The following is a 22,094-nucleotide window of genomic DNA, read 5'->3' on the forward strand; positions in this document are numbered from 1 at the left end:
TATCATTTCCCGGACCGGGCGCTGGAATCCCGCCGAACCCCGGAGAGAGGACGTGGCGAGAGCGTGAGCGACAGGCGTTACATCATCGGCGTCGACCTCGGGGGGACGACGATCAAGGTGGGGGCGGTGCCGGTGGGCGGCGGCACGGTCCTCGGCATGCGTACGCTCCCGACCGACGCGCACGTCGGCGCGAAGTTCGTCGTCGACCGCATCGTGTCGATGATCTTCGAGGTCAAGCGCGACGCGGCCCGTGAGGGGGGGTTCGGGGAGGACGCCTTCGTCGGAATCGGGCTCGGATCCCCGGGACCGCTGGACCGCGAGGCCGGAACCGTGATCGAGACGCCGAACCTCGGCTGGAGGAACTTTCCCCTCCGCGACCTCATCGTGAAGGCGACCGGACTCGAGGCGGAACTCGACAACGACGCCAACGCGGCGACGCTCGGCGAATGGTGGCAGGGGGCGGGGCGCGGGGTCGACCATCTGGTCGGGGTTACGCTCGGGACGGGGATCGGCGGCGGGATCATGCTGGGCGGGGAACTCTATCACGGGACATCGGATGTGGCCGCGGAGATCGGGCACATGACGATCGACTTCACGGGGAGAAAGTGCCGCTGCGGGAACTACGGGTGTCTCGAGGCCTACGCGTCGGGGCCCGCCATCGCGGCCCGGGCGCTCGAGGGACTCGAGGCGGGGGCCGCGAGTCTGATCCCCGACCTGGTGGAGGGCGATCTGCGGACCGTCACGGCCGAGATCGTGTCGGACGCGATCGTGGCCGGAGACGACTACGCCGTCGGCGTGATGCGGGACACCGCGGCCTTTCTGGGGACCGGCCTCGCGAACCTCATCAACATCCTGAACCCGGAGATGATCGTCGTCTCCGGGGGGGTCACGAGGGCGGGGAAGCATCTGTTCGATCCGCTCCGGAGCGAAGTGCGAAAGCGGGCGTTTCGCCCCGCGGCCGAGGCCTGCCGGATCGTGAGCAGCGAACTCGGGGGCATGGCCGGCGTGATCGGCGCCGCCGCCACCTACCATCTCGCCCGACTCGGAGGCCTTTGAGTTTCGAATGCCGCGGCTGGGGATCGTGGGGACGATGGTGTGGGATACGATCCGCGCGCGCGATATCGGCCGGGAGGCACCGGTCCGCGAGTGGGGCGGGATCGCCTACGCGCTCGCTGCCGCCGATGCGGCGCTCGGGGAGGACTGGTCCCTCTTCCCGATCATCAAGATCGGACAGGACATGCGTGAGGCCGCTGACGTCTTCCTCGGGAGCCTCGAGCGTCTCGACTCCCTCGACGGCGTCCGCACCGTGCCGGAACCGAACAATCGGGTCGAACTCGTCTACCGCGACGAGACGCGGCGGTGCGAGAAGCTCACGGGCGGGGTGCCGGGATGGACCGCGGAGGAGGTGCTGCCGCTCGCGCGATCGTGCGACGCCGTCTACGTGAACTTCATCGCGGGCTGGGAGCTGGATCTGCCGGCCGCCGCCGCGCTGCGGCCCGCGACGGCCGGTTCGGTCTACGCCGACCTGCACTCGCTGATGCTGGGGGTCGGGGCGGACGGCGTTCGTGCGCCGCGACCCCTCGCCGACTGGCGGGCCTGGCTCTCGTGTTTCGACATCGTGCAACTCAACGAGGACGAACTCATGACGCTCGCCGCGGGCTGGGACGACCCCTGGGCGCTGGCCGCCGATGTCGTCGGCCCGGTGACGCGCGGGCTCCTCGTCACCCTCGGCGAGCGGGGCTCGGCCTGGGTCGCGACGCGCAGTTTCCGGGAGGCGCCGACCGCGCCGCGCCTTCCCCTGCACGCTCTGGAACCGGCCGAGGCCCTGGTGAGCGGGAAGGTCGAGCCGGAGTCCGCCGTCGCGGGCGGTGACCCCACGGGCTGCGGAGACGTATGGGGGGCCACCTGCTTCGCGACGATGCTGGGCGGGGGGGATCTCGAGGACTCGATGCGGGCCGCGACGCGGGCCGCGCGGCAGAACGCCGGTTTCCGCGGAGCGACCGGCCTGGGAGAGTTCCTGCGGTCCGAGACGGGCCTGCTCACCGGCGCCCCGCGCGGGCGGGAGCGAGGTCCCGCGTGAGTCGGGTCATCCGGGTCCCCGCCACGCTGGACGAGGCCGCGTTCGAGGTGCTCATCGGCCGCGTGCGCTCCGGCGGCGACGAGCAGGCCCGGCTGCTGCTCGACGCCCGGGCGGTGCGCTGGGTGTCGCCGTACGGGCTCATCGGCCTGCTCGCGGTCGGGCAGGAAGCGCGCCTCCGCACGGGGCTGCCTCCCCTCATCGAGCCTCCTCGGGATGCGGAGGTTCGCTCCTACATCAACCGGATGCACTTCTGGACCGCAGCGGCCGAGGTGTTCGACCTCAAGGCGGTGCCACCGCGCCCGCCCAGCATCACCGATGCGCTGATCGAAGTCACGCCGATCCGTTCGCACGAGGATGTGCATTCGGTCGTGGAGGGCGTCCGCGAGCGCGCGCAGCGGATCCTCCACCGGCGGCTCGGTTACCCGAACCCCGCCGTGATCCACTTCTCGGTCATGCTGTCGGAGGTATGTCAGAACATCCTCGAACACGCCGGCTCGATCGGCTGGGTTTGCGCCCAGCGCTATCGGTGGAAGCGCCGCCTCGGCCGCGACGTGGTCGTGCTCGCGGTGATGGACGTCGGGGTCGGGTTCGAGGGCTCGCTGGGCGCCGAACACGCGCGCCGCACCGGCGAATCGTGGTCGGCCGCCTCGGTGCTCGAGGCCGCCTTCCTGCGGGGCGAATCGAGGTTCGCGGACCCGGGGCGCGGCCAGGGGCTGCAGGCGATTCGGAGCCAGACCATCAAGTGGAACGGCGTCGTCCGGATCCGGAGCGGCGACGCGATGATCGCCCGCGTTCCCGAGTGGGACGACGCCGAGCCGCTCCGGACCGGGCTCACGCGATTCCCGGGCGCTCAGGTCCTCATCGTACTGCCGGAGCGGGCGGGTCGGGGGGAGTCGTGATGCCATGAGGCCGGCGATCGCCCACACCAGGCTCTTCAGCTATCTCGTCACCCGGCCCACCGGCCGTACGGTGCGGACGAACGTCGAACGCCAGATCGCCGCCGCGGGCCGCACCGTCCTGGCGGTCCTCGACCTCCGCCACGTACCCCTGATCGATTTTTCGTGCGCGGACGAGATCGTGGCGAAACTGGTCCTCCTCGCGTCCGACCCTTCGACCCGGCGGCGGTTCGTCCTCTTCCGCGGGATCGCCGAACATCACCTCGAGCCGATCGAGTCCGCCCTCCGGCGGCAGGGCCTGGTGGCGGCGGCCGAGAGCGCGGACGGGCGACCCCTGCTCATGGGCGCCCTCGACGCGGGCACGGTTGCCGTGTGGCGGGAGATCTGGGTGCTGGGTCGCACCCGTGCGTCTCCCCTCGCGGACCGGCTCGATCTCCCGGTGGAGCGGGTGCGGGGGGTGCTCGACGACCTCGTGACCCGGGCGCTCGTAATCCGCGATGGCGACCGGTACGTGTCGCTGGGCCGGGCGCTGCGCGACGCGGGCCCGCCTCCGGACGAGGAGCGCGAGGACCTGTGAGGCTGCCTCGCCGGGCGACCGCGGTCCTCGCGGCGCTGGGGATGGCCGGGGGGCTTGTCGCGACCTTCGCCTTCTTCCAACTGCAGCGGTCGATACAGCCGCGTTCCGGGGATCACGCGATCGCGGGCCTCACCGGGGCGGCCACGGCGACCTTCGACGAATGGGCCATCCCCTCGATCTCGGCCGCTACCGAACTGGACGCGATGCGCGTCCAGGGATTCGTGCATGCCTCGGAGCGCCTGTGGCAGCTGGAGTTCTTCCATCGTGTGGCGCGCGGGCGTCTGGCGGAACTCTTCGGCGAGGCGGCGGTCGACGCGGACCGGCTCATGCGGACGCTCGACGTGTGGTCGGCAGCCGGCCGGGAACTCGAATCCGCGACGCCTGCGGACCGGGCCGCCGTCGAGGCCTACGCGCAGGGCGTGAACGCCCGCATCGCGAGCTGGCGCGGGCCGTGGCCCCCGGAGTTCCTCCTGCTCGGGATCGAGCCACAACCGTGGAGCGCGCAGGCCTCGCTCTCGATCGGCCGCATCATGGCGCTGGATCTCACCGAATGGCGCACCGAACTGTCGCGCACCCGCGCGCTGGCGACGCTGGACGTCGCCCGTCGGCGTGCCCTCGGCGCGGGCTATCCGGCGTGGGGGCCCACGATTCTCCAGGACACACTCCCGGCGGGGACCGCGCCCCCGCGCCTCGCAAGAGCCTCGGAGCCGGAGGCCGCGGAGATCGCCGCCGCGTCCGTATCCGGAAGCGCTCCCCGGGGTCGCCCGCCCCGCCTGTCCGTGCTCGATCTGGGCTTCCGGGCGTCGAACTCCTGGGCCCTGGCGGGATCGCGTACGGCGGACGGATACCCTCTGCTCGCGAACGATCCCCACCTGTCGCTGCGCGCTCCCTCGACCTGGTATCTGAACGCCATCGCGTGGAGGGAGCCCGAGCAAGCCGTGGCCGGACTCTCGATCCCGGGCGTCCCGGGGGTCGTCATCGGACTCAATCGCGATGTCGCGTGGGCGTTCACGAACGCGATGGTCGACGACGCCGACTTCATCGTCGAGGGGATCAACCTCGACGGGTCGATGTACCGGGATACCGACGGGTGGCGCCCCTTCGAGTTGCGGACCGAGGAGATCAGCGTACGGGGCCGGGACGAACCGGAGACATGGGTCGTCCGCGAGACCGTCCGCGGGCCCGTAATCACCGACCTCGTGCCTGCCGGCGGTCTCACGCTCTCCATGCTTTGGACCGGGCTCGAGCCCGGCGGTGCCGTGGCGGGCCTTCGCGGCATGAACCGGGCGGGCGATGCGACCGCTTTCGAGGCGGCCGTGGTGCGCTTCCGGTCCCCGCACCAGAACGTGATCTACGCGACGGCGGAGGGGGAGATCGGATACCGCATGGGAGGGTCCGTCCCGAACCGGCCGCCGGGTTCGGGGGCGCTGCCGATCTCCTTCGAGCGCATGCCGGCGGGCTGGACGGGATTCTGGCCTCCGGACGCGATGCCGGCGCTTCGTGCGCCCGGGAGCGGATACCTCGTCAGTGCGAACAACCTGCAGTCCCGGCCGGCTTACGGCCGGGTGGGCGTCGACTACCCGGCCCCCTTCAGGGCGCGTCGCGTCGAGGACCTCGTCTCGAGCGCCACGGACTGGACCGTCGACGAGATGCGGTCGACCCAGCTGGACAGCTACAGCCTGTGGGCGGAGCGCTACCGTCCGCGCGCGGTCGGCGCGGCCCGCCGCGCGGGTCTCGACTCGCTCGCGGCCGTCCTCGAGGCATGGGACCTGCGCACGGAAACCACGTCGCTCGGGGCGGCGCCGTTCTACACCTGGCTCTACCGGCTCCGCGAACTCCTCGTCGCGGATGAGTTCACGGAAGGAGATGGCTGGTTTCCCGACCTCGCCTTCATGGAGATCGTCGAGAACGATGTGACCGTCTGGATCGACGACCCCGGGACGCCCGGGATCGAGACGCTGGAGACGCTGGAGGAGGAAGCCGCGCGGACCGCCGCGGGGTCGCTCGGCCGTGCCTGGGGGGAGGTCCATCGCGAGCGCTCGGCCCACCCGCTCGGGACCGTCGGACTCCTCGACCGCGTCTTCGGCTTCCACGTCGGTCCGTACCCCTCCCGCGGCGGACGGCACACCGTGCGCCCCGACGCCCCGTCGCTGAGAGCCCGGCTCGACTCCACCGCGTGGCGCCTTCCCGTCGTGAGCGAGTACGGGCCCAGCGCGCGGTTCGTCGCCCGCGCTGCGCCCGGCCGGATGACGGGCCACTTCCTCCTCCCGACGGGCCAGGCCGGCAACCCTCTCGACCCCCACTACCGCGACATGGCCGCCGTGTGGGCCGAGAGCCCGCTGATCGAACTTCAACCCGGCCGGCCGCCCGACCCCGCCGCGGACGAGCTCCACTTCCTTCCGGGCGAAGGCCCGGGGATGTCCTCGGACCGCCCTCGCTCTCGTTGACCGCCGGACGGCGGAATCCTAACTTTCCCCGGTGCCATGGGAGCCGATTTTCAGGGCACGCGAGGGGTATGGAATCGCCCCCGACCCGCGCCAGGATCCGACCGACGTGAGTACCGCCACCGGCGAGAGCACGCTCGACCAGATCGAGAAGATCCTCGACGACATCCGTCCGGCTGTGCGGGCCGACGGCGGTGACATCCAACTCGTCTCCTTCGAGCCCGAGCACGGCCTCGTCGAAGTTCGACTCGTCGGCGCCTGCTACGACTGTCCCATGTCCACTGCCACCCTGCGGGCCGGAATCGAGCATCAGTTGCGGCACGCGCTTCCCGTGGTCCACTCGGTCGAGGCCGTCGCCTAGCCAGGCGCCGAACCCTGTGTCAGACACTCCCGCGCGCGGCCCCCGGCCGCTCCCGATCATGGACCCGGCGCCGAAGCGTCCCGGCCCTCCTCCGAAGGCGGAAAATCGCGAAGCGGCCCGCCACCCGTCGGAGGCCCCGCCCATGCCGGGCGTCCGGCGCGTCGTCGCCGTCAGTTCAGGGAAGGGGGGTGTCGGGAAATCCACTATCTCGACGAATCTCGCCGCCACCTGGAGCCGCCGCGGACACCGCGTCGGCCTGCTCGACGCCGACATCTACGGTCCCGACATTCCGACCATGTTCGGCATACAGGAGAAGCCCCGGATCGATCGTGAAGAGGTCGTGCCGCTGGAGGCGCACGGGGTGAAGCTCATGAGCATCGGGTTTCTGATCGAGGAAGATGCTCCGGCGATCTGGCGTGGGCCCATCATCATGGGGGTGATCCGGCAGTTCCTGCAGCAGGTCGCCTGGGGCGAACTCGACTACCTCGTCATCGACCTCCCCCCGGGGACCGGCGACGCTCAGCTGTCGCTCTGCCAGCTCGTGCGGGTGGATGGCGCCGTGATGGTCACGACGCCTCAGGATGTCGCCGTCGGCGGCATGCTCCGCGGCATCCGGATGTTCGAGAAGCTGGAGGTACCCGTCCTCGGGATCGTCGAGAACATGCGCGGCTTCGCGTGTCCCGGGTGTGGAGAGACGCACGACATCTTCGGCGCGGGCGGGGGGGAGCGGCTCGCCGCAACGATCGACGTTCCCTTCCTGGGGGCCGTCCCGCTCGGCGTGGCCGTCCGCGAGGAGGGCGACCGCGGAATCCCGACCTCCATGGGGAGGCCGGACGCGCCGGAGGCCCGGGCATTCGGTCTCATTTCGACGGCCGCCACGGCCCGGCTGGAGGAGCTGGAGGCGAAGCGGGGCCGGACGCGGGCGTAGGCGGCTATCCGCGCTCGACCGTGACGCTCCCGAGCCCCGCCACGAGAGTGATCTCCAGCCGCACCCGGGCCGATTCCCAGTTGGGGCTCAGGTAGGCGTCCCCCACCTGACGGAAGTCTTCCGCCGCGAGGGATGCGAGTCCACGCCGCCGCACGCGCACGCCGATCTCCGACGGAACCCGCATGACCAACTCGCCCAGCGCCATCCGGACCTCCGCCTCGGCGCTGGAGCGCCATGCACCCGAGAAGTCGAGCACGACATCCCCCACGACGCCATCGAACTCCAGGCGCTCGAAGCGGGCATTGCCGAGGTTCTCCGCCACGAACCCCGTCGCGCCCGACTTCATCGACAACAGTTCCATCGGCACCCGGTTCTCGCGCGCGAAGCCGAGCCGGACGTCGCCGGCGCCCGTAAGGAACTCGAACGCCGTGAGCGTCATCCCGCCGAGCTCGAGCCGGGCCCGCCCGGCCCCTACGCCGACCCGAAGCGTGGTGGGCACGGACGGGTTGACGGAGAATGCGAGACGTCCGCCCTGATCGAGGCCGCGGTCCAGATCCGCCAGGTCGAACTCCAGATCCCACTCGTCCAGGCGAGCCGCGGCTTCCACCTCATCCCGGCGTTCGGGGAGCAACGTCGTGCCGAACCGCAGCCGCCCGGTGTCGCCGTCGCGGCGCCAGTTCCGGTCGGGTGCCGAGCGCGCGGCGTCATAGAGGAGCCGCGCGTCGTAGAGCAGCGCCGGTTCCGCCGGAGAGACCTGCAGGGTTCCCCCCGCGTAGAGCAAATGCACGTCCAGCCCCTCCACATCCCCGACCTGTCGCGCCGACCGGAAGTCATGCCATTCCTGTCCGGCGCCGGGCGAGGCCGCACAGATCGGGATCAGGGAGAGGAAGGCCGCCGTCAGGGCTCGGCGGGAGCCCGAATCAGGCATCGGGGGCCGGGCCGGAAGGCTCATCGGCGACATCGACCTCGATCCCGACGTCCCCGGGCTCGGCTCCGGCCGACCAGTCGACGACCACGCTGCGGCTGCCGGCGCGCGTGAGCAGCACGCCTCCAAACCCCGCGGTGACCAGGACCCAGGTCCCGAGGCCCGCCACGAAGAAGATCAGGCCGCGCACGAAGCCCGCCGCCCCGCCGAACACCCACAGGAGCGCGCCCGCGGCAAACGGGAGGATGAGCAGGACGAGTCCACTGCCGACGTAGTAGTAGGAGTTCGATCGTCGGAGTCGCTCCAGCCACTCGTAGCGGTAGCGGCGGCGGGCGAACATCTCGCCGGCGCCGTGCGCCACCGCGACGTACCCCGCGAGCCCGGCGAGCCCGGCCGTGAGCACGAAGAAAGGCACGACGGGCCATGTGATGAGGAGCACGATGAGCACGAGGAGGGCGGGGAAGAAGAGGATCTGTCCGGCGAGTCCCATGGCGAAGGAGCGGGCGAACTCGCGCCGCACCGTATCCGAGACGGTCTCGAGCCGGCTGCGCGCGAAGTAGACGAGGAGCAGTCCCAGCACGACGAGGCCCACAAGGGTGGAGATGGCCCCGATCAGACCTTCGGCCGCGTTGCCCAGGTTGCGCAGGAAAAGGGACCCGGGACCCGGCCCGCGTGGACGCTGCCGGGCCGAGCCGGTGACCACCTCGGCCGCCGGACCGGGCGGCGATTGCGGAGCGACCTCCGTGGCGGGGTCGGGCGCGGCGAGCGCGATGTCAGACAGAATCTCGCCCCCGATCGTGGCCGTTTCCCCGCGGAAGAGGAGTTCGCCACCGACCCGGAGCACATCTCCCTCCACCCGGGCAGCGTCGACGAGCAGGAGCGTTCCGTCCAGCAGCAGGGCATCGCCTTCGACCGTGCCGGCCAGGCTCAGCGTCCCGTCGAGAATCGCGATGTCTCCCGTGATCGTAGTCTCCGCCGGGATCCGGTAGTCTCCGTGCACGATCATCGCCAGATCGCCTTCAACGGACTCCCCGGCGGCGCCCAGCCGACGGAGCGCCTCCCGAAGGCGTTCCAGTCGGTCGCCGACATCGAACCCAAGGCCGCCGGGGACGATCTGCAACGACCCGGGGCGAAGCTCCGTCTCTCCCTCGTCAGCCCCTGCGACGGCCGGGGCCTCCACGGCAGGCTCGAGGATCTCCTCCAGCCGGAGACCCAGCGCCAGGGCCGCGTCCCGTTCGGATCCGGTCTGGACCGTGGCCCACTGGGCCAGCAGGGCGCGGAAGCCAAGGAGGCCCTCGCGCACCCTCGCGCCGTCCTCCCCGGCGTGCTCGCGAAGGAACTCACGCCAGCCGACGACGATCGTGCCGGGGTCCCCGTAGGAGCCGACCACCGCGCCGTCGAGCTCGATGGTCTCCCCCTCGAAGCGCAGCCGATGCTCGGTTCCGTTCTCCAGTTCGAACCACAGCTCGGCGCGCCCGCCGGCGGAAAGCGTGATCACGGCGTCCGCGATCTCGACCTCCTGCGCGCTCGCCGGGAGCGGTCCCGGGAAGCAGGCGAGAAGCGCCACGAGCGGGGCGACGCCGGCCGTTCCGCGGAGCCGGACCGGCTGGCGCGCCGGCCGCCGGAAGAGCGCGGTCATGACCCACAGCGACACCATGAGGACGAGGCCGGACAGCGCCAGGCTCGTGAGCGCCGCGGCGGGGCTGATCCGATCGAGGACCGACCCGCCGGCGTCCACGAGACCCAGGCGATACCCGACCCGCCCCGCGGCCAGCGCCGCGTCCACGAGCACCGCCCGCCCGCCATCCAGCGTGAACGCGAGGAGTTGGCCGGGCGCGAAGCCTCCGGCTCCGAACAGCCATGCCGCGACCCCTGCCGAAACGCTCAGCGTCGCGGCGCCGGCCGTGGCGAGCGCCGCCCGGCGCCGGCGCGCGAATCGAAGCAGACGTTCGGGCCACGGCACCGGGAGCCGCACGCGGGCCAGCACCGTGGACGCGAAGCCGGGCGCCGGCAACCAACCGGGGAGCCGGCCCAGTTCGCGATCCAGGGCGGCCCCCGCCAGGTCGATCCGGCGCGCTACACCGTCCGCGAACCCGGCCGCGGGTCGATGCCGTTCCATGCCATCGAGACGCACGAGCACGGCGCCAAGCACCTCGACTTCTCGGCGACAACGAGCGCACGACGCCAGATGCCGCGCCGCGCCCCCGGGCGGGGACGAAGCGCCTCGCTCTTCGGCGCGTCGCTGGATTTCGTCAGGCGTCAGATGCCGCACGTTCGCTCCTGTTTCCGCGAGGCGGTCCCGGTGTCCACATACGTTCGCCTTCGCGGGCCGGTTTCGTCGCGCGTCCTGCAGGATCTTCGTCCGGATGCGACCCGGCCCCTAGGGTTCGGTCAGATGTACGAGAGCGGCCTTCAGTTCGTTTCTGCCCCGATGGATATAGGTCTTGACCGTCCCCAGCGGGATGTTCATGACCCCGGCGATCTCGTCGTACGTGTGCCCCTCGACGTGCCTGAGGAGGATCGCCGTCCGGTACTCGGGCCTCAACCGCCCGATCGCCTTCTCGATCTCGGACCCGAGTTCGCGCGCCTCGAGAAGCTCATCCGGCCGCTCGTCCGGCGACACCAGGGTGATCTCCGTCGCGGCGCGCCGGTCCGGGGTCACGGCGTCCGGCGCTCCATGGATCGACACGACGTCCAGTTCCTTCTTCCGGAGATGGTCGATCGTGAGGTTGTAGCCGATCTTGAAGAGCCAGGAGGAGAATTTGTAGGAGGGATCGTAGCGGCGGAGGTTGTTCAGCGTCCGGACGAAGGTCTCCTGGGCCAGGTCTTCGGCCAGCTCGCGATCACGAACCATGCGAAGGATGAGGGAGAACACCGGGCGCTCGAAGCGCAGCACGATCTCCCGCGCGGCCCGCTCGTCGCCGTGGAGACACATCTCCACCAGCGTCTGATCGCTGTGATCCGAGTAGCCCACTCCATCTCGCCCGTTCGAGTGGCGGCGACAGGGCCCGCGACATGCGGGCCGGCGGCGTTACGCTCCGACTTCCGGCCCACTCTACCCGCGCCGGGTGCTCAATATGCGGGCGGCACCCCGCGGACGGCATCGCCCGCGCCGGTGACGCGGCCCCGGTCAGCGCTGGCAGTCGGCGCAGAAGAAGGAACTCCGCCCCGCCTGCACGATCCGCACGATCGACCCGGAGCAGCGCGGACATCTCGATCCTTCGCGCTGGTAGACGCGAAGTCGGGTCTGAAAGGACCCCGAGAGCCCGTTCACGGCCCGGTAGTCCCGGAACGTCGTTCCCGCGTCCGCGAGCGCCTCGCGCAGTACGGCCCGAACCGCGCGCTGCAGCCGGCGTGTTTCGGACATGTCGAGCGAGCCGGCGGCCCGCTGCGGGTCGATGCGGGCGCGGTGCAGCGCTTCGCTCGCGTAGATGTTTCCTACGCCCGCCAGCCTCCTCTGATCCAGAAGGACGTTCTTGATCGGGGCGCGTAGCGGCGCGAGGATCCGCGCCAGTTCCGCCGCGGTGAACGCCCGGCCCAGCGGTTCGGGTCCCAGCGCCGCGGCGCGCGCCTCCCACGCATCCGGCGTCAGCAGGTCGAAGCCGCCCAGCCGGCGCACGTCGTCGTAGAACAGCGTCCGGCCGTCGTCGAGGACGAAGTCGACCCCCGGGTGCCGGAACTCGGGCCCGTCCGGTCGGTCGGCCGCGAGCGCGAACCGGCCGGTCATGCGCACCTGCACGCGCAGGACGCGCTCCACGGGACCCTCGAGGTCGTTCGCGGCGTGCAGCGGGAAGAGCAGGTACTTCGCGCGCCGTCCCGCGCTCCCGAAGGTACGGCCGCGAACGGCGCGCCGGAACGCAGGTCCCGTCATGCCGCCCAGGATGAGGTCGTCGTGATGGACGCGCACGCGCGCGATGCGCCGGCCTCGCAGCAGCGGGGCAAGGTCGCGCCGCATCGTCTCGACCTCGGGAAGCTCCGGCACGATCGGCCGGTTACGGCCTCGGGTCCCCGGGGGGCGCGATCAGAGCGCGCTCGCCCGCGGCGAGCCCGGCGGGCTCGAGTTCGTGCCAGCCGATGTCGGCGCGGGAGTGCGATCCCTCGAACCGGATGTGCTCGACGGCGTCACGGCTCCGTCGAGCCGCCTGCTCGAGCGTGGTGCCGAACCCGGTGACCCCGAGCACGCGCCCGCCCGCCGTGACCAGCCGGTCCCCGCGAATGGCCGTCCCGGCATGAAACACCTTGACCTTCTCCGGGTCGAAGGCCGGGATCTCGATCGGCCGCCCCGAGTCGGAGCCCTCGGGATAGCCGGCGCTCGCCATGACCGTCACAAGGGCCGCGCCGGTCGAAGCCTGGGGGTGCCAGCCGCGAAGCGAATCGTCGTGAGCCACGCGGAGCATGGGTTCGAGCAGGTTCGAGCGCGTGAGGGGGAGGACGACCTGGGTCTCCGGGTCCCCCATGCGGCAGTTGAACTCGACGACCCGCGGCCCCTCCTCCGTGAGCATGAGGCCCGCGTAGAGAAAGCCGCGATACGGCGCGCCCGCCTCGCTCATCGCCTCGAGGACCGGCTGGGCGATCGTCCGCCGCACTCGCTCGATGAATGCCGGCCCGCACGGCGCGGCCGGGGCGTACGCCCCCATCCCCCCGGTGTTGAGTCCGCGATCTCCGTCTCCGACCCGCTTGTAGTCCCTCGAGGTGAGGAGGGGAACCGCCCGCTCCCCATCCGCGACGAAGAAGACGGACAACTCGACGCCGCGCATGAACTCTTCGATCACGACGCGCGCGCCCGCGTCGCCGAACCTGCCTCCGATCATCATCTCCCGGATGGCGGTCCGCGCCTCCGCACGCGACTCGCAGACGATGGCGCCCTTCCCGGCGGCGAGTCCGGAGGCCTTGACCACGAGCGGCTCGTCGTGACCGGAGACGTAGTCCAGCGCCGCTTCGGGATCGTCGAACGTCTCGTGGTCGGCGGTGGGCACGCCCCGCTCGCGCATGAGCCGCTTGGCGAAGGCTTTCGAAGCTTCCAGGCGCGCCCCGGCGCGGTCCGGCCCGAACACCGGAAGCCCGGCCTCCCGGAAACGGTCCACGATCCCTGCGGCGAGCGGCGCTTCCGGCCCGACGACGGTGAGATCGATGCGGTGCTCGACGGAGAACTCGACCAGCGCGTCGATGTCTCCGGCCGGGATGCCGACGAGTTCGGCCGTGCCCCGCATGCCCGGATTGCCGGGCGCCGCATGGATCGTGGCGTCGGGGGCGTCTCGCCGCAGGCAGTCGGCGATCGCGTGCTCGCGGCCACCGCTTCCGATGATCAGAAGGTTCATGGCGGCAGGATGACGGGCGAGCGCCCGCCCGGCAACGGGCTGCTAGCGTTCCTTGCGGCCCCGGAACGTCTCCGAGATCCGGTCGCGCAGCCGGTCGACCGCGGCGTCCACTTCCTCGAAGATCTCGCGGGCGCCCTCCTGGTAGCCCGTCATCGCCTCCTTCAGATCCTCGCGATAGGGGCGGTCGTCCTTCTCGCCGCGACGCTGGTACTCGCCCGAGAGGATGCGTTCGTACTCGCCGCCTTCGATCCAGTCCCGCAGTTCCGCGACGCGCATGACCGCGAACGGGTGCGTCTGGCCGAGCACGTTGAGGATCTTGTAGACCGCGTCGAGGAGATCGCCGCCCTCACGGTATTCGTCGGACTGGGCGATGAACTCGTCGAGGTCCAGGTCGACGCCCCGGGTGCCGCCCGCGAGCTGCATCAGCGCCGACATCGTGACCCGAGGGTTCTGCACCGCGAGCACCCCGGCGCGGTCCGAGGAGAGTTCGCTCTTCCGGTACCACTCCCAGAGGGCCATGAGGATCGGTCCGAGCGCGAGGCCGGCGAGCGTGTAGCGGACGAGGACCAGTTTGAAGATCAGGATGAGCAGCGTCCGGTAGAACACGTGGCCGGAGAGAATGTGCCCGACCTCGTGACCCAGCACGGCCTCGACCTCGTCCTCGGAGAGCACCTCGAGCATGGAGGAATTGAGGACGATGAACGGCTCCCCGAAGCCGACGGCGCCCGCGTTCACGATCGGGGTCTGCGAGATGTAGCACTCCGGCGGCTTCTCGAGGTCCAGGACTTCGCACACGCGGGCCAGCCGCGCGTGGACCCAGGCGTACTGCTTCTCCGATGTCCGCACGGCGTTCGCCTTGAAGGCGAGCCGGAGCGCGCGCTCCCCGAAGAGCGCGAAGATCTTGCGCAGGACGAGGTCGAACCCCGGAATCCTGCGCAGCGCGTTGAGGGCCGCCCGATCCGCCGGGTGCTCCCACGAGATCGGGGCGATCCGCTTGAGGATCCGTCTCTGGCTGTCTTCGGTTGCCGCCATGGGTCACTCTCCTGCGCGCCACACACCGTTTCGCGTTCGGCCCGCCGCCCTCGCGCCGGGCCCGTCGTCCGCGCCCCCGCTCCTACGTCAGGCCCCCGTCGCCTGTTTCAGGCATCCGGCCGCCCGCTCAGAGGGCGGCGAGCGCCTGCTCGATGTCGTCCACAAGGTCGTCGCCGTCCTCCACCCCCACCGAGAGCCGCACGAGTCCCGGACCGAGTCCGATCTCCCTCTTCTTCTCCTCCGGCACCGAAGCGTGGGTCATGGACGAGGGGATCGAGACCAGACTCTCGACGCCGCCGAGGCTCTCCGCGAGCTGGAAGAGCCGGGTCGAGGCGGCGAAGCGGTTCGCCCGTTCCTCCGAACCGAGATCGAAGCTCACCATCGACCCGAAGTCGCGCATCTGACGCTTCGCGAGCTCATGCTGCGGGTGGTCCTCGAGACCCGGGTAACGCACGGATTCGACCTCGGCGTGTCCGCGCAGAAGGTCCACGACGCGTCTCGCGTTCGCACAATGAGCGGGCATGCGCAGGTGCAGCGTCTTGGTGCCGCGCAGGACCAGCCAGCAGTCGAAGGGGCCCGGGACCGCACCGGTCGTCCTCTGCTGAAAACGGAACCCCTCGGCGAGCTCATCGGAATTCGTGAGCAGCGCCCCTCCGATCATGTCGCTGTGGCCGTTGAGGAACTTCGTCGTCGAGTGCATCACGATGTCCGCCCCCTCGTCGAGCGGCCGCTGGAGGAAGGGCGTCGCGAAGGTGTTGTCGACGGAGAGCACGGCCCCCGCGGCGCGCGCGATCCCGGCGCAACCCGCGATGTCCGTGATCGTCATCGTCGGGTTGCTCGGCGTCTCGACGTGGACGAGCCGCGTTTCGGGCCGGATCGCGGCCCGAACCTGATCGAGGTCGGTCGTGTCCACGAAATCGAACGCGACTCCGAACCGACCCCACACGTATCGAAGCATGCGGTCGACGCCTCCGTAGACGTCCGCCCCGCAGATGAGGTGGTCGCCGGCGTCGAGTACCGTCTTGATGATGGCTTCCGTGGCGGCCAGGCCCGAGGAGAAGGCGGCGCCGTGTCGGCCGTTCTCGAGCGCCGCGAGGTTCGCCTGAAGCGCGTCCCGGGTGGGATTGCTGACCCGCGCGTAGTCGTACCCCTGCCGGGGGGAACCCACCGCGTCCTGGACGTAGGTCGAGGTCTGGAAGATCGGCGTCATGATCGCGCCGGTCGTCGGGTCGGGGCGCTGCCCGGCGTGCACGGCGCGCGTCCCGAAGCGCTGGGCGGCTGGGTCCACGTCGTCGTCTCCGGTTCGGGTCGAGGCCTGCGGCGCGCGCAGCGGCGCGTCGCGGGGTTGACGGGGGAGGAAGGTATTCCCGGAATCCGGGCGGGGCGACCGGAGGCGGCGTGCGGCCTCGCCAAGCCGCGGCGACCCCCGGCCATTAGACTACGCCCGTCCGGCTCACCTGCCGCGTCGCATGGGGGCGGCCACGGTCGCGCCGCTCCCCGCCGACGGGATCCCGAAGACCGGGAACGGGGGTACGCGAAGCGTGTCCAGATCACTCATAGTCTCTGCTTCAGGCATCCGCGGCATCGTCGGACAGGGGCTCACGCCGGAGATCGTCGCGCGCTACGGCGCCGCCTTCGCCGCGCACGTCGCCGCGGGCAAGCCCGGCCGCGGGGTCGTTCTCATCGGACGCGACAGCCGGGTCTCCGGAGCCGCCCTGCTCGACGCGGCGTCCGCCGGCGTACGGGCCGTGGGGTTCGACATCCACGACCTGGGCATCGTCTCGACGCCCACGGGCATCCTGGCGGTGGGAGAAGACGAGGACGCGGTCGGCGGACTCCTCGTCACCGCCTCGCACAACCCGGCGGAGTGGAACGGACTCAAGCTCCTGTCCCACGAGGGACGGTTTGTGTCGCCGGCCGCCGGGCGGGACATCCAGCGCCGCTTCGAGGGGGAGATCGCGTACGCGGGTCCGATGGAGATCGGGACCCGGACCGCGCGCGAAGGGGCGATCCCCGCCCATATCGCGGCGATCCTCGCGCTCCCGCTCTTGGATCCCGCGCGCATCGCGGCGCGCGGTTTCCACGTCGCGCTCGATTGTGTCCGCGGGGCCGGCGGGCTGATCCTTCCGCCGCTCCTCGAACGGCTGGGCTGTCGCGTCAGCGGCCTCGATCTCGAAGCGGACGGTCGGTTCACGCGGCCTCCCGAACCCGTGCCCGAGAACCTCGGGCGGCTCTCGGAACTGGTCACGGCGACGGGGGCGGATGTGGGGTTCGCGGTGGACCCCGACGTGGACCGGCTCGCCCTCGTCGACGAGAGCGGCCGGCCCGTGGGGGAGGACTGGACGCTGGCGCTGGCGGTCGAACTCGTGGCGGCGCGCGAGCCGGGGCCGGTCGTGACGAACCTCTCCTCGAGTCGCTCCGTGCAGGATGCCGCCGAGCGGGTCGGCGCGCCGTTCCACCGCACGCCGGTGGCGGAGGCGAACGTCGTCGCCCGCATGCTCGAGGTCGACGCGAGCATCGGAGGTGAGGGCAACGGCGGCGTGATCTATCCCGGGCTGCACCTCACACGTGACGCGCCGCTCGCCGCCGCCCTGATCCTGCAGTTCCTGGCGGAAAGCGGGTCCTCACTCGGCCGCCTGATCGACGAGAGGTCCTCCTGCCGGATCGTCAAGCGAAAGGTCTCGCGAGAGGGCCTGGGGGTCGATGGGGCGCTGGCGTCGATCGCGGCGGCGGCGGGGCCGGAGACCGAGAGGGACCTTCAGGACGGGATCCGGCTCGACTGGCCGGACGGGTCGTGGGTGCACGCGAGGCCGTCGGGGACGGAGCCGATCTTCAGGATCATGGCGGAGGCCGCGGACGAGACGCTGGCGAACGCCCGCGCGGACTGGGTCGAACGCCTCGTGCGCGGCGCCGGCTGAGCGGCCGATGTGCGGCATCGTCGGATACGCGGGTCAGGCGGAGGCGGCGCCGGTTCTTCTGAGCGGGCTGCGCCGCCTCGAATATCGCGGATACGATTCCGCGGGCCTCTCCGTCAACGGTCCGTCGGGGCTCGAACTGCGCAAGTGCGCCGGGCGGATCGACAACCTCGCGGCCCTTCTCGAACAGCGGCCGGTGTACGGGACGACCGGCATCGCGCATACGAGATGGGCGACGCACGGCGCCCCCACCCGGAACAACGCCCACCCGCACACGGACTGCGGGGGCCAACTCGCGCTCGTCCACAACGGGGTGATCGAAAACTGCGATGTCCTCCGGACCAAGCTCACCGAGATCGGACACCGGTTCGCGACGGACACGGACACGGAGGTGCTCGCCCACCTCATCGAGGAAGCGTTCGAAGGGAACCTCGAGCGGGCCGTGGCCGCCGCGCTGACGCAGGCGGAGGGTACGCTGGGGATCGCCGTCATGAGCGACGCCGATCCGGCCAAGATCGTGGTCGCGCGCCGCTCGGCGCCCCTGCTGCTCGGGATCGGCGAGGATGGCGACGGCGCGACGTGGGTGGCTTCCGATGTCGCCGCGATCCTCGCGCACACGAGACAGGTCGTCTATCTGGACGACGATGAGATCGCCGTGCTCACGCCGGCCGGATACGAGACGATCGAACTCGGGGCGGGGCGCCGTCGGGTCGGTCGGGAACCCATCCGGAAGGAGATCAGTCACATCGACTGGGACCTCGAGCGGATCGAGCGGGCGGGATACCCGCACTTCATGCTCAGGGAGATCCACGAACAGCCCAACACCCTGCGCGATGCGACCCGCGGCCGGCTGCTCGAGGAGGAAGGTACGGCGCGTCTCGGGGGGCTGGACGAACTCGAACCGCAGATCTCGCGCGCCGAGCGGATCATCCTCACCGGGTGCGGGACCAGTTGGCACGCGGCGCTCGTGGGCGAGTACCTCATCGAGGCCCTCGCGCGCATCCCCGTGGAGGTCGAGTACGCCTCGGAGTTCCGCTACCGCAACCCGGTCCTGGCCGCGGACACGCTGGTGGGCGGGATCTCCCAGTCGGGGGAGACGGCGGACACGCTGGCGGCGGTGCGCGAGGCCAAACGGCGTGGCGTCCCCGCGTTCGGGATCGTGAACGTCGTGGGGTCGACGATCGCGCGGGAGACGGACGCGGGCGTCTACCTGCACGCGGGACCGGAGATCGGCGTCGCCTCGACCAAGGCCTTCGTGGCGCAGATCACCGCCCTCGCGCTCTTCGCCCTCATGGTCGCGAGGCGGCGCGGGATGGACCGCGAGGTCGGGCGCCGGTTCGTCCGGGCGATCCGGGGGCTCCCGGCCCTCCTCGAGGAGGTGCTCGAGAGCGAGACGCGCATCCGCCGCGTGGCGGAGGAATTCGGGGATGCCCGGAACTTCCTCTATCTGGGGCGGGGCCCGAACTTCCCGATCGCGCTCGAGGGCGCGCTGAAGCTGAAGGAGATCTCCTACATCCACGCCGAGGGGTATCCGGCCGCGGAGATGAAACACGGACCCATCGCGCTCATCGACGACGAGATGCCCGTCGTCTTCATCGCCCCCCGGGACTCGGTCTACCCGAAGGTCCTCCTCAACATAGAAGAGGTGAAGGCCCGCGGCGGGCGCGCGATCGCCGTCACCACGCGCGGGGACGAGGGTCTCGCCGCGAAGGTGGACCACCTGATCCGGGTGCCGAAGACGCTCCCACTCCTCCAGCCGATCGTCAACGCGGTACCGCTCCAGCTGCTCGCCTACCACATCGCCGTCCTTCGGGGGTGCGACGTGGACCGGCCGAGGAACCTCGCCAAGACCGTCACGGTTGAATAGCCGGCCGCCCCACCGATAGTTTGTGCGAGCGGCGCGGGCCGGCCGGTGAGCGGGCCCCGTCTCACGCCGAGGAATCCACGGGAGCGGGAGCGGAAGGGATGGGGAGTGCGTACCTCCAGGGGCTGACGGAGCAGGTGGCCAAGTACGCGGGCACCCTGCGTGACGTGGTCATCCTCGCCCCCGTCTACGGGATGCTGATGTTCACCCTCATGAAGGATCCGCGCCTCGGCCGGCAGCAGCGCCTCCTGGTGGACGCGGCCATCGCCTACCTCGTCAGTCCCGATGACGTGATCCCGGAAGATGAGGTGGGGCCCTACGGCTTTCTGGATGACGTGTTTTGCTGCGCCTACGTGGCGCACCGGATCGGAGAGGAACTTGGCTGGGATGTGGTGGAGGAGCATTGGACGGGCGAGCGCTCGGCGCTCGAGGTCTCGAACCATCTGCTCGCCCGCGAGCGGGAACTGCTCGGCGGGGCGGGCGACGACGTTCTCGAGTTCGCGGGGCTCCTCGACCGGCGGCCGGACTCCGATGCGGAACGCGGGCCACTCAGACTCACTCCGGTCGGCTAGCCGCTCCGCTCGCGGGAGAGCCGCGTTCGTGCTCCTGGTCGGGCTGTCGGCCGGCATCGCCGCCGCCGCGCCGGCCGAGGCCCAGTACCGTCTGACGGCCCCCTCCGGCACGGTGGTCGAGTTCGAAGCGGACCGTCTCCTCCGCTTCCGCGACCGCTCCGACTCCCTGATGACCGATCTCGTGGAAGATCCCCTCGTCCTCTACTACCGGTCCTTCGGGCGTGATCTCGACGAGTCCGAGGCGCGGGATGCCTGGCCGTGGAACGCGGCCGAGGTCGTGACCGACTCGCTCGCGGCACTCGTGATGCCCGGCAACCTCCGGGAAGCCGGCCGCGCGTACGAGAGCTACGTCGTCCTCCGGATGCACGCGGTCCGCCAGGACCCGGACGTGCCCTGCGAAACGCTCCTCGGGCGGGAGATCGATGCCCTCGACGGCTTCATCGACGGGTGGATCGTAGCGAGGCTTCTCTTCGGCGGGCCCGCGTACGAGCCGCTCGATGAGCTGGTGTTCGCGCGCGAGGCCGACGTTCTCGGCGGCCTGATCCTCGACCGGTCGAACCGTCAGCTGGGCGGGTGCCTCGCCGTCGCTCGTCAGCGACGCGAGGATGAGATCGCCGCCTACCGATCCTGGCGGACGGAGAACTACCTCCCGCCCCGCGGTCGATGAGTCTTCGGCTGCACGACTCCCTCACGCGGAGACTCCGCCCCTTCGAACCGGTCGAGCCCGGCCGGGTCCGGATGTACACGTGCGGGCCGACGGTCTACGACCGCGCGCACATCGGGAATTTCCGCGCGTTCACCTGGGAGGACCTGCTCCGGCGCTACCTCCGGTTCAAGGGGTACGAGGTCGAACAGGTCATGAACCTGACCGATGTCGACGACCGGACGATCGCCGCGGCGCGGGGGCGCGGCGTGTCGCTGGCGGAGGTGACCGATCCGGTCATCGAGATGTTCCTCGAGGACTGGCGCACGCTCGGGCTCGAGGAGCCGGAGCACGTCCCCCGCGCGACGCGACACGTACCCGGGATGATCCGGCTCATCGAGGCGCTCTCCGACCGCGGGCTCACCTACGAGAGCGAGGGTTCCGTCTACTTCGCGATCGGGCGTTTCCCCGAGTACGGTCGGCTGGCCGGCATCGACGCCGCCGAACTGGCGACCGCGGGCCGCGCGTCGGGCGACGAGGAATACGACAAGGACGACCCCAGGGACTTCGTCCTCTGGAAGGGTGGGGACCGGGGGGGCGAGGGCGCGGTGGCGGCGTGGGAATCGCCGTGGGGGACCGGCCGGCCGGGCTGGCACCTCGAGTGCTCGGCGATGGCCATGCACTACCTGGGCGAGACGCTGGACATCCACGCGGGCGGGGTCGACAACCTCTTCCCGCACCACACGAACGAAATCGCGCAATCCGAGGGGGCCACGGGGAAGACGTTCTCGAAGTTCTGGCTGCACGCCGAGCACCTTCTGGTGGAGGGGCGGAAGATGTCGAAGTCCCTCGGCAACTGCTTCACGATCCCGGAACTGACCGCGCGTGGACACGCGCCCTCGGCCATCCGGTATCTCCTCCTGAGCGGACACTACCGGACGCAGCTGAACTTCACCTTCGAGGGCCTCGAGGCGTCGGCAAGGGCCGTGACCCGACTGCACGAATTCCGACGCCGCCTGCGCGCGGCGATCGAGGCCGGGGTCGGACGGGGCGACGGACCGGCGGACCTCGGCACGCTCGCGGGGCGGAGCCGCGACGCCTTCGAGGCCGCGATGGACGACGATCTGAACGTGAGCGAAGCTCTCTCCGCCGTGTTCGGGCTCGTTCGGGAGGCGAACCAGACGCTCGACGTCTGCCGTCCCCACGCGCCATCGGGGGCCGAGGCCGTCCTCGCCGTGATCGACGCCTTCGACCGCGTGTTCGGCGTGCTGGCGCTCCGCGACCTCGAGTCCGCGGGGGCCGACGAAGGACTCGTGGAATGGGCCAGGGCCCGCGTCGGCGACCGCGAGCGTGCCCGCGCGAACCGGGAGTTCGCCCGGGCCGACGCGATCCGGGCGGAGCTGGAGGCGCGCGGCGTGGTGGTGGAGGATCTGGCGGACCTCACCCGTCTCCGCGTGGGGTCGCATACGGTCCTCATGCCGCGGGTTCCGCGATAGCGACCGCCGCCGGGAATGCCGGTTCTAGATGCTTGACGATCGG

Annotated in this window: 19 protein-coding genes; 12 read left to right on the top strand and 7 right to left on the bottom strand. The window is 71.0% G+C overall.

Going from position 1 to position 22,094, the window contains the following annotated elements:
- Positions 1–63: 63 nt before the first annotated feature.
- From ACOOHF_RS11380 to ACOOHF_RS11410, 7 genes are all read left to right on the top strand, one after another.
- Positions 64–1,056: an ROK family protein gene (locus tag ACOOHF_RS11380; protein ID WP_419934967.1), complete on the top strand. Its 993-nt coding sequence runs from the start codon at positions 64–66 to the stop codon at positions 1,054–1,056.
- Positions 1,057–1,063: 7 nt separating this feature from the next.
- A complete protein-coding gene (locus tag ACOOHF_RS11385) occupies positions 1,064–2,080 on the top strand; it encodes a hypothetical protein (protein WP_419934968.1) in 1,017 nt (338 codons plus the stop codon).
- Positions 2,077–2,979, top strand: coding sequence for a hypothetical protein (locus ACOOHF_RS11390; protein WP_420461785.1), 903 nt, complete (start codon positions 2,077–2,079; stop codon positions 2,977–2,979). Before ACOOHF_RS11385 ends, ACOOHF_RS11390 begins: the two co-directional genes overlap by 4 nt.
- Positions 2,980–2,983: 4 nt before the next feature.
- Positions 2,984–3,553, top strand: coding sequence for a hypothetical protein (locus ACOOHF_RS11395; protein ID WP_419934970.1), 570 nt, complete (start codon positions 2,984–2,986; stop codon positions 3,551–3,553).
- The gene (locus ACOOHF_RS11400; RefSeq protein ID WP_420461786.1) at positions 3,550–6,000 is read left to right on the top strand and encodes a penicillin acylase family protein; all 2,451 of its coding nucleotides are present in this window, start codon (positions 3,550–3,552) and stop codon (positions 5,998–6,000) included. Before ACOOHF_RS11395 ends, ACOOHF_RS11400 begins: the two co-directional genes overlap by 4 nt.
- A 106-nt stretch (positions 6,001–6,106) precedes the next feature.
- On the top strand, positions 6,107–6,358 hold the full coding sequence (locus ACOOHF_RS11405) for a NifU family protein (RefSeq protein WP_419934972.1): 252 nt from the start codon (positions 6,107–6,109) through the stop codon (positions 6,356–6,358).
- 142 nt (positions 6,359–6,500) lie between these two features.
- Entirely contained in the window at positions 6,501–7,286 is a 786-nt protein-coding gene (locus ACOOHF_RS11410; RefSeq protein ID WP_419934973.1) for an Mrp/NBP35 family ATP-binding protein, read from the top strand.
- A 4-nt stretch (positions 7,287–7,290) separates the two neighbouring features.
- Here the strand turns inward: ACOOHF_RS11410 and ACOOHF_RS11415 are convergent, their stop codons facing one another.
- From ACOOHF_RS11415 to ACOOHF_RS11445, 7 genes are all read right to left on the bottom strand, one after another.
- A complete protein-coding gene (locus tag ACOOHF_RS11415) occupies positions 7,291–8,238 on the bottom strand; it encodes a hypothetical protein (protein WP_420461787.1) in 948 nt (315 codons plus the stop codon).
- Positions 8,207–10,330, bottom strand: coding sequence for a hypothetical protein (locus ACOOHF_RS11420; protein ID WP_420461788.1), 2,124 nt, complete (start codon positions 10,328–10,330; stop codon positions 8,207–8,209). Before ACOOHF_RS11420 ends, ACOOHF_RS11415 begins: the two co-directional genes overlap by 32 nt.
- A gap of 261 nt (positions 10,331–10,591) precedes the next feature.
- Positions 10,592–11,185: an RNA polymerase sigma factor gene (locus ACOOHF_RS11425; protein ID WP_419934976.1), complete on the bottom strand. Its 594-nt coding sequence runs from the start codon at positions 11,183–11,185 to the stop codon at positions 10,592–10,594.
- Positions 11,186–11,341: 156 nt separating this feature from the next.
- Positions 11,342–12,193: a bifunctional DNA-formamidopyrimidine glycosylase/DNA-(apurinic or apyrimidinic site) lyase gene (gene mutM / locus ACOOHF_RS11430; protein WP_420461789.1), complete on the bottom strand. Its 852-nt coding sequence runs from the start codon at positions 12,191–12,193 to the stop codon at positions 11,342–11,344.
- A 10-nt stretch (positions 12,194–12,203) separates the two neighbouring features.
- The gene (purD, locus tag ACOOHF_RS11435) at positions 12,204–13,529 is read right to left on the bottom strand and encodes a phosphoribosylamine--glycine ligase (protein WP_420461790.1); all 1,326 of its coding nucleotides are present in this window, start codon (positions 13,527–13,529) and stop codon (positions 12,204–12,206) included.
- 42 nt (positions 13,530–13,571) lie between these two features.
- A complete protein-coding gene (locus ACOOHF_RS11440; protein WP_419934979.1) occupies positions 13,572–14,561 on the bottom strand; it encodes a M48 family metallopeptidase in 990 nt (329 codons plus the stop codon).
- 127 nt (positions 14,562–14,688) lie between these two features.
- Complete coding sequence (locus ACOOHF_RS11445) at positions 14,689–15,849, bottom strand: cystathionine gamma-synthase (protein ID WP_420461791.1); 1,161 nt, start codon at positions 15,847–15,849, stop codon at positions 14,689–14,691.
- A gap of 181 nt (positions 15,850–16,030) precedes the next feature.
- On the opposite strand from ACOOHF_RS11445, the gene ACOOHF_RS11450 reads away from it, so the two are divergent.
- The 5 genes from ACOOHF_RS11450 to cysS all read left to right on the top strand — a co-directional run bounded on the left by ACOOHF_RS11450 (position 16,031) and on the right by cysS (position 22,051).
- Positions 16,031–17,479, top strand: coding sequence for a phosphoglucosamine mutase (locus tag ACOOHF_RS11450; protein ID WP_419934981.1), 1,449 nt, complete (start codon positions 16,031–16,033; stop codon positions 17,477–17,479).
- A gap of 7 nt (positions 17,480–17,486) precedes the next feature.
- Entirely contained in the window at positions 17,487–19,343 is a 1,857-nt protein-coding gene (glmS, locus tag ACOOHF_RS11455; RefSeq protein ID WP_419934982.1) for a glutamine--fructose-6-phosphate transaminase (isomerizing), read from the top strand.
- Positions 19,344–19,441: 98 nt separating this feature from the next.
- On the top strand, positions 19,442–19,912 hold the full coding sequence (locus ACOOHF_RS11460; protein ID WP_419934983.1) for a YkvA family protein: 471 nt from the start codon (positions 19,442–19,444) through the stop codon (positions 19,910–19,912).
- Between the two features lie 28 nt (positions 19,913–19,940).
- Positions 19,941–20,579, top strand: a complete 639-nt coding sequence (locus ACOOHF_RS11465; protein WP_419934984.1) for a hypothetical protein — start codon at positions 19,941–19,943, stop codon at positions 20,577–20,579.
- Positions 20,576–22,051: a cysteine--tRNA ligase gene (cysS, locus tag ACOOHF_RS11470; RefSeq protein WP_420461792.1), complete on the top strand. Its 1,476-nt coding sequence runs from the start codon at positions 20,576–20,578 to the stop codon at positions 22,049–22,051. Before ACOOHF_RS11465 ends, cysS begins: the two co-directional genes overlap by 4 nt.
- Positions 22,052–22,094 lie beyond the last annotated feature (43 nt).

The sequence above is a fragment of the Candidatus Palauibacter sp. genome (genome assembly GCF_965216145.1).
Taxonomy (GTDB): domain Bacteria; phylum Gemmatimonadota; class Gemmatimonadetes; order Palauibacterales; family Palauibacteraceae; genus Palauibacter.